Raw genomic sequence first — 7,721 nt, 5'->3', positions numbered from 1 at the left:
AAGCTCCCCCTTAAAGTTGCTCAAAAATACGGCGCTTATTCTAACGCTAACGTGATTAAATTTAAAGCAACAAATACCCGCGCACAAAAAAGCCGAACCTGTTAAACACAGATTCGGCTTTTAAAATTATAATTTACGCGTTACTTTTCAGCACGACCCATAAATTTGTGTTCAACAGTATTAATACGGATACGGTCACCTGTTGAAATATGCTCTGGCACAGAAATATTTAAGCCAGTAGACATACGTGCAGGTTTTGAACGAGCACTTGCAGATGCACCTTTAATAGATGGGTCTGTTTCTTCAACAACAAGTTCAACACTTGACGGTAAATCAAGTCCTACTGGCGCGCCATCAATAACAATGACGTGTACGCCTTGCGTTTCTTCATTAACAAATAAAATTTCTTCGCTAATAGCATCTTTGTTTAAGTTGTAAGGCGTGTAATCTTCATTATCCATGAACACATACTCGTCGCCATCAATGTACGATAGCATTACTTCACGGCGTGTTAAATCAGCCAGCGTTAGCATGTCATTGTCTTTAAATGTTTCGTCAACTTTACCACCGGTTACCACATCGTATAAACGCATACGGTATAAACTACCACCAGCACGACCTTGCGGCACAGAGCGCACAATATCTTTTACAACTAAAACGCGGCCATTGAAGTCAATAGCAGTACCTTTTTTAACATCACTCGCCTTTGGCATGTGTGAATTCCTATTATTTTTTTGATTGGCAGAAACATACCACGAACTGGATTTTGTTCAACTAAAATTACGTTGGTTTTACGCTACATGTTGTATTAGCTTGTAAAATTTTAATTTATACTAAAATACATATAATCAAATGTGAAAAAAACTGCTATGGTAGCTTTACCGAGTATGACTTCAAGGAATGGATCATGGACCAGAAAAAAGTACATGAGTATTTAGTTAAAAAACCACTTGTTCAGGTTACAAAACCATTTGCGCAAGAGGTTGATGTATATAAAGTGAATCATAAAATGTTTGCGACTCTTGCTATTGGCAATGACGGTCAAACTAATGATGATGGTGAGGTTATTTGGTGGCTTAACTTAAAATGCGATCCTGATGAAGCAATATCATTGCGTGATACTTTCCCGGCAGTGATCCCTGGTTACCATATGAATAAACGCTTATGGAACACAGTAATTTTAGACGGCACAATTGCACAAAGTGAAATTGAGAGAATGATTGATAACTCATTTAATTTAGTCGTAGAAAATATGCCAGAAAAAGACCGCAAAGCTATCGCACTTCACTTGTAGCACTTTTTGGGCTAGGCTACTAGCCCATTAAAACCTTAAACCTTAAGCGTATAAATTAAATCGTCATATAACTTTTCGCCTATTGTATGCACTTTAAAAAGTGTATCGGTATGGGTTAAGCCACACTTACTAAGCACCTTTTCAGAACCAATATTGCCACGCGTTACGACAGCTTTAAACTGCCTAATACCACATTCTTTCCAAGCCCAATCAATCACAGCTCTTAAAGACTCTGTCGCGTAGCCTTTATTAAAATACTCTGGCAATAATAAATAACCAAGCTCTGCGGTTTCTCCGTCATAGGCAAAGCCTGTAACACCCACTGGTTGTTTTGTTTTATTATTAATAATGAGTAAGCACAGTGGGTGGCGTGATTTAGTATTCCACTTAGGTAAGCGTATCTCAAAGCGGTTTCTTATCAGTGACTCCATTGGCATATCAAAACAATACTTAAGGACTTGAGGATCGCGATGAAGCGCTAGAAAAAGAGGCCAATCAGATTCTTCCATTTGGTACATGCTCAATCTTTGTGTAAATAATGTCATTAAGCTCCTCATTTAAATATTAAAAATCATAAAAAAACCGCATCTAAATGCGGTTTTTATAAACAGTAGAAACTTTATTCTTTTGTTTCAATCTCTTTAGTAACTTCAGGCTCAGTGACACTTTGCTCTTGTGGCTCAGTGCTTTGTACTTCAGGAGCTACAACCTCAACAGTTGCTGCATTATAAAAAGTAGTACCAGAGCTTGCCATTGTTACCAGTGACTCACATGGAGCAAAGTTAGCATCGCTGTTAGCCAATGTAGACATATCAGAGCTTATTTTACTTGCGCCTAATTTATCCATATAGCTAAACGGGCCACCTAAAAATGGTGGGAAACCAATACCAAATATTGCACCAATGTCGCCATCACGAGGGCTTGCAATAATGCCATCATCTAAACAGCGTACTGCTTCGTTAAGCATTTTCGATACACATCGCTTAGCAATTTCGCTTTTGTTTAAACGTGGAGCTGGGGTAACACCCAATAGTTCGTAAACTGACTCATCAACCTTTTTGCCTTTTTTGTCGTATTCATAAAAACCACGACCGGACTTACGGCCAAGGCGTTTTGAATCAATCATACGCATAAATGCATCAGGGCCTTTAAAACGCTCACCTAATTCTTTTTCAAGAATTGGAGCAATTTTAGAGCCAATATCAATCCCTACTTCATCAAGTAGAGCCAGCGGTCCTACCGGAAAGCCAAACTCAACTAGGGCTGCATCAATCTTTTCAATTGGCTCACCCGCAAGCATTAAATTAGCAGCTTCGTTTAAGTAAGGCGCTAAAATACGATTTACGTAAAAACCGGCCATGTCTTTTACAACAATTGGCGTTTTACCTTGCTTACGTGCAAAGTTAACAACGCGAGCAATAGTCTCTTTAGATGTACCTTCGTGTGGAATAATTTCCACTAATGGCATTTTTTCTACTGGTGAAAAGTAATGTAAGCCAATTACATTTTCAGGACGTGCTGCCTGCGCTGCAATTTGCGAAATTGGTAATGATGACGTGTTACTAGCAAAAATTGTATTTTCTTGGCATTGCTGCTCTACGTCGGCAACCATACCTTGCTTAAGCGCAAGATCTTCAAACACAGCTTCTATTACTAAATCAATGTGTTTAAAGCCGCTGTAGTCTGTTGTACCTGTAATACGGTTCATTGTTAACTGCATATCAGCTTTAGACATAATACGGCGCTTAAGGCGCTTGTCTAAAATTTTGTAGGTGTAGCTCATTGCATTACTAATGCCCTGCTCTGCTACATCTTTAATACGTACCGGTACTTTAGCTTTAACAGCACTTACGTGCGCAATACCTGCGCCCATTAGTCCACCACCTAAAACAGCAGTTTTGCTAATTGCGGGTGCGTCATCATTGCGCCACTCTTTTTTCATTTCAGTGGTTGCAAAGAAAATACCGCGAAGCGCTTTCGATTCGTCACTCATTACAAGTGTTGCAAAGCTTTCAGCTTCTGTTTTATACGCTTTTAGCTCATCAAGCTCTACACTAGCACGCACAGCTTTAATAATAGCGAGTGGTGCTGGGTAGTGCCCGCCCGTTTTTTTAAGTACGTTTTCTTTAGCTTTTTTAAAGATAAAGTTACGGCCAAACGGGTTTGATTCTAGTAATTTACTAATATTGTCGAGCTTTGGCTCTTTTGCTTGTGGCTTTTTCTTAGTCGCAAATTCTTTTGCAACTTTTAGCAGCACACTGTGTGGTACACAGTCATCAAGCACGCCTGCTTTTTTAGCTTGCTTAGGGCGAATTTGTTTACCTGTTAGCATCCACTCAAGTGCTTTTTGAATACCAACAATTTTAGTTAAGCGCTGCGTACCGCCGCCACCTGGTAGTAAACCAAGTTGCACTTCTGGTAAGCCAATTTTTGTTAAATCGCTGTCGGTACCAACACGGTAGTCACACGCTAAAGCAAACTCTAAACCACCACCTAATGCAGCGCCATGAATCGCACTTACTGTTGTGTATGGCAGTTTTGTCATATCAAAAAATGCTTGATGGCATAGTTCGCTAATAGCTAAAGCATCATCACGCTTTTGAACGCTATCAAGCATTTTTACATCGGCGCCCGCGATAAAGTTATCGGTTTTTCCGCTTATAAATACCATGCCTTTTACATTTTGCGACTTAGCGTCTTCTAATAATGCTTTTAAGTCATCGGCAAAACTACTGCGCAGGGTATTCATTTTCTCCCCTGGCACATCAATCGTTACTACGGCAATTTTGTTTTCATCTACCGCTAAATTAAATACTGAATCAGTCATTACGCGCTCTCCAATACAAAGGCTGCACCTAAACCACCAGCAGCACACGCTGTTGTTAATGCCAAACCGCCACCACGACGTTTAAGCTCGTGTAAGCTTTGCGTAATTAAGCGTGCACCTGTTGCTGCAAATGGGTGACCATATGCTAAAGAGCCGCCGTTAACGTTAAACTTATCCATGTTAATTTCGCCAATTGCTTTGCTGCGACCTAAATGCTCTTGTGCAAATTTGTCTGAGGCAAACATTTTCATATTGGCAAGTGTTTGCGATGCAAACGCTTCGTGCATTTCAATTAAATCTAAATCAGCAAGCGTAATACCCGCTCTATCTAGTGCAATAGGCGTTGAATGAGCTGGGCCCATTAACATGTCTTTTTCTACGCCAATTGCCGAAAATGCAAAGCTACGTACGTAACCTAGTATTTCATAGCCAAGTGCTTTTGCTTTGCTTTCGCTCATCATAAGTACGGCCGCTGCACCATCAGTTAATGGTGTTGCATTTGCGGCGGTAACAGTACCGTGCTGACGGTCAAAAACAGGTTTAAGCTTGGCGTAGCCTTCAACCGTTGAGTTTTTACGAATGTTGTTGTCTTCTGAAATAAAGCTTTTATATGGCGGTAAATGCGCCGTCATTACTTCATCTTTTAACTTACCATCAGCCCATGCTTGCGTTGCAAGTGAGTGAGAACGATGCGCTAACGCATCTTGATCTTCACGGCTAATGTTGTGTGTTTTAGCCATTTGCTCAGCAGTTTGCCCCATTGAAAGGCCTGTTGAGTACTCTGCAACTGCAGGAGGCACTGGTAATAAGTCTTTTAAACGTAGTTTTGAAAATATTTTTAAACGTTGACCAAGCGTACGCGCTTTATTTAAATCAACTAAGCTGCCTGCTAGCTTTTTACTTACACCAATTGGCAATACTGATGACGAATCTGCGCCACCTGCAATACCTACACTTACAGATCCCGCCATAATAGACTCAGCTACATTAGCAATAGCCTGAAAGCTGGTAGCACATGCGCGCGATACAGAATATGCATCAACCGATACAGGCATACCTGTGCCCAATACAATTTCACGTGCAATATTTGGCGCTTCTGGCATTTGTACTACTTGACCAAATACAAGTTGATCAATTTCTGACTTATTGAAATTTAATCGTTCAAGCATTTCGTTAACCACCAATTTCCCCATATCAAGTGCAGGTACATGGTGAAACGCTGTTGCTTGTTTTGCAAAAGGTGTACGTAAGCCGCTAACGATGGCAATACGGTCGCCCTTTGGTGTTTTTAGTATGTTTTGCTCAGACATTTATGCTCTCCCGCTGACAGGTCTGACCTGTTTGTTTTCCTCGATTCTAAACAACCCGTGCCCTAAAGCCAATAGATAAACACAAATTTATATAAACAGTGTTTAATTACGACTATCACAATAGGCTTTTTTAGACGCATTTACAAAGTTTTGTGGTACGCTAAAATTCGTTAAAAAATAACGAACTATTTTAAAAAATACAGTCTAACTCTTGAGTTACCCAATTATAAACCTTATAAATAGGTCAGTATTTATCACCTAACACTATTAGGTACAAACCCAGCTGACGAGGACAGTCCACTTATTATGGCAGCTAACGCATTTTCACAATTAAAAACGTACTTAGATACACAAATCATTGGCCAGCCAGAGCTTACTCAAGCGCTACTTATTGCTATTTTAGCTGATGGTCACTTATTAGTAGAAGGCCCTCCTGGGCTTGCAAAAACACGTGCAGTTAATGCACTTGCTAAAGGCATTGAAGGCTCATTTCAGCGCGTACAGTTTACGCCAGATTTATTACCAGCTGATGTAACAGGTACCGATATTTACCGCCAACAAACTAGCGAGTTTGTATTTGAAAAAGGCCCTCTTTTTCACAACCTAATTTTAGCTGACGAAATTAATCGTGCACCTGCCAAAGTACAATCAGCACTACTAGAAGCCATGGCAGAGCGACAAGTTACCGTGGGTAAAAATACCTATCCGCTTAGCGAACTGTTTTTAGTTATGGCAACGCAAAACCCGCTAGAGCAAGAAGGGACTTACCCGTTACCAGAAGCCCAGCTGGATCGCTTTTTACTGCACCTAAGTATTGACTACCCTGGCGCAGAGCATGAGCTTGATATACTGCGTTTAACACGCGGCGAAGCGCTTAACGAACAACAACCAGTAATGCAAAAAATTAGTCAAAGCGATTTATTTGCAGCTCGTAAAGAAATATTAGGCCTTTATTTAGCAGAGCCACTTGAGCAATATTTAGTACAACTTATTATTGCCACTCGTGAAGGCGCTAAATTAGACGCGCAACTAGGTAGCTGGATTGAGTTTGGTGCAAGTCCGCGTGCAACAATAGCACTTGATAAATGTGCTCGTGCTCATGCATGGCTTCAAGGCCGTGACTTTGTAGCACCTGATGACATTCAAGCTGTTGTGCATAATGTACTGCGTCATCGCATTATTTTAAGTTACGAAGCCCAAGCCGATGGCATTACTAAAGATCAAGTAATAAGCCGTATAGTTGAACTTGTAGCCGTACCATAAGTTATGCAAAAACAATTAGAAACCCAAGCATGGCTCAAACAGAGCCATAGCCACGGTGTTAATTTAGCACTCAAAGAGCTGATGTATTACAAAGCCAAAGCGCAATTGCTTGAACTTGCCCCTAAGGTAAAAATAAAAAATACCTTAACAGGACAATACCTTGCACCGCACAAAGGCCGAGGAATGGAATTTGCCGAAGTGCGACATTATCAGCAAGGTGACGATATTCGCTCTATTGATTGGCGAGTTACTGCGCGTACCGGCGAGACTCACACAAAGCTCTTTCAAGAAGAAAAAGAGCGTCCTGTATTTGTATTTACTGATTTTTCTAACTCAATGCTGTTTGGCTCAAAGTTACTGTTAAAGTCGGTGCAAGCTGCGCATATAAGCGCTATTGTTGCATGGTCGGCGTGTCAGCGCGGCGATAGAATTGGCGGTATTGTGTTTAATCAGCACTCGCATTTAGAGCTAAAACCCAGCGCCCGTGAAAAAGCCGTGCTTAAGCTTTGTCATAATTTATGCGACAACCACCAGCAAGCGCTTAACAATATTGATAAAACAGCCACTAACAACTTTAGCGATAACCTAAAGCGCCTTAACCATTTAGCAAAACCAGGCAGCTTAGTGTATTTAGTGTCTGATTTTAATGCTCTGGATGATGCGAGCTTTAAGCAACTTGAAATATTAAGCCGCCACTGCGAGCTGATTGGTTGCCACATAAGCGATCCGTTTGAGCATCAGTTACCTGCGTTTAAGCAAGCCGTTACTGTTAATGCAAATGGTCAAGACTTTGCCCTACCATTAATGGATAACAGCTTTAGAGAACGTTTTGCTAAAAATGCTGAGCAAGCATTTAGCGCTCGCTTTAATCGCCTAACTAAATCGGGTCTTAATTTAATATCATTCAATGCAGCAACACCGCTTGAGCTGCAATTAGTGAGAAAATAACCATGCAAACCAATCCACTCGATGGCCTGCACGATATAATAGCGCCAAGCCAAGTTAATTGGTGGCCACTCGCCCCTGC

General features: G+C 40.9%; 7 protein-coding genes and 1 pseudogene. 4 read left to right on the top strand and 4 right to left on the bottom strand.

All coding sequences use genetic code 11. The annotated features are described in order from the left end of the window. Positions 1 to 140: 140 nt before the first annotated feature. A complete protein-coding gene (gene yeiP / locus H5072_RS07205) occupies positions 141 to 713 on the bottom strand; it encodes an elongation factor P-like protein YeiP (protein ID WP_182693124.1) in 573 nt (190 codons plus the stop codon). A gap of 194 nt (positions 714 to 907) precedes the next feature. On the opposite strand from yeiP, the gene H5072_RS07200 reads away from it, so the two are divergent. Further along, entirely contained in the window at positions 908 to 1,294 is a 387-nt protein-coding gene (locus tag H5072_RS07200) for an MmcQ/YjbR family DNA-binding protein (protein ID WP_024596739.1), read from the top strand. 35 nt (positions 1,295 to 1,329) lie between these two features. Here the strand turns inward: H5072_RS07200 and H5072_RS07195 are convergent, their stop codons facing one another. The 3 genes from H5072_RS07195 to fadI all read right to left on the bottom strand — a co-directional run bounded on the left by H5072_RS07195 (position 1,330) and on the right by fadI (position 5,431). Then, positions 1,330 to 1,839, bottom strand: coding sequence for a GNAT family N-acetyltransferase (locus H5072_RS07195; RefSeq protein ID WP_024596740.1), 510 nt, complete (start codon positions 1,837 to 1,839; stop codon positions 1,330 to 1,332). A gap of 74 nt (positions 1,840 to 1,913) precedes the next feature. Beyond that, complete coding sequence (gene fadJ / locus H5072_RS07190) at positions 1,914 to 4,121, bottom strand: fatty acid oxidation complex subunit alpha FadJ (RefSeq protein ID WP_182693123.1); 2,208 nt, start codon at positions 4,119 to 4,121, stop codon at positions 1,914 to 1,916. Further along, complete coding sequence (gene fadI / locus H5072_RS07185; protein ID WP_004335629.1) at positions 4,121 to 5,431, bottom strand: acetyl-CoA C-acyltransferase FadI; 1,311 nt, start codon at positions 5,429 to 5,431, stop codon at positions 4,121 to 4,123. Before fadI ends, fadJ begins: the two co-directional genes overlap by 1 nt. A 306-nt stretch (positions 5,432 to 5,737) precedes the next feature. On the opposite strand from fadI, the gene H5072_RS07180 reads away from it, so the two are divergent. The 3 genes and pseudogenes from H5072_RS07180 to H5072_RS21085 form a co-directional block, all read left to right on the top strand. Beyond that, positions 5,738 to 6,694: a MoxR family ATPase gene (locus tag H5072_RS07180; RefSeq protein WP_007377762.1), complete on the top strand. Its 957-nt coding sequence runs from the start codon at positions 5,738 to 5,740 to the stop codon at positions 6,692 to 6,694. Between the two features lie 3 nt (positions 6,695 to 6,697). Continuing rightward, positions 6,698 to 7,642 (top strand): DUF58 domain-containing protein, encoded by a 945-nt coding sequence (locus H5072_RS07175; RefSeq protein ID WP_182693122.1) that lies wholly within the window; start codon positions 6,698 to 6,700, stop codon positions 7,640 to 7,642. 2 nt (positions 7,643 to 7,644) lie between these two features. After that, positions 7,645 to 7,721, top strand: a pseudogene (locus H5072_RS21085) (DUF4381 domain-containing protein); the annotation flags it as partial.

Origin of the sequence: Pseudoalteromonas sp. SR45-5, assembly GCF_014163565.1 — a bacterium.
Lineage (GTDB): Bacteria > Pseudomonadota > Gammaproteobacteria > Enterobacterales > Alteromonadaceae > Pseudoalteromonas > Pseudoalteromonas distincta.
This window is presented reverse-complemented; position numbering and strand designations above follow the sequence as displayed.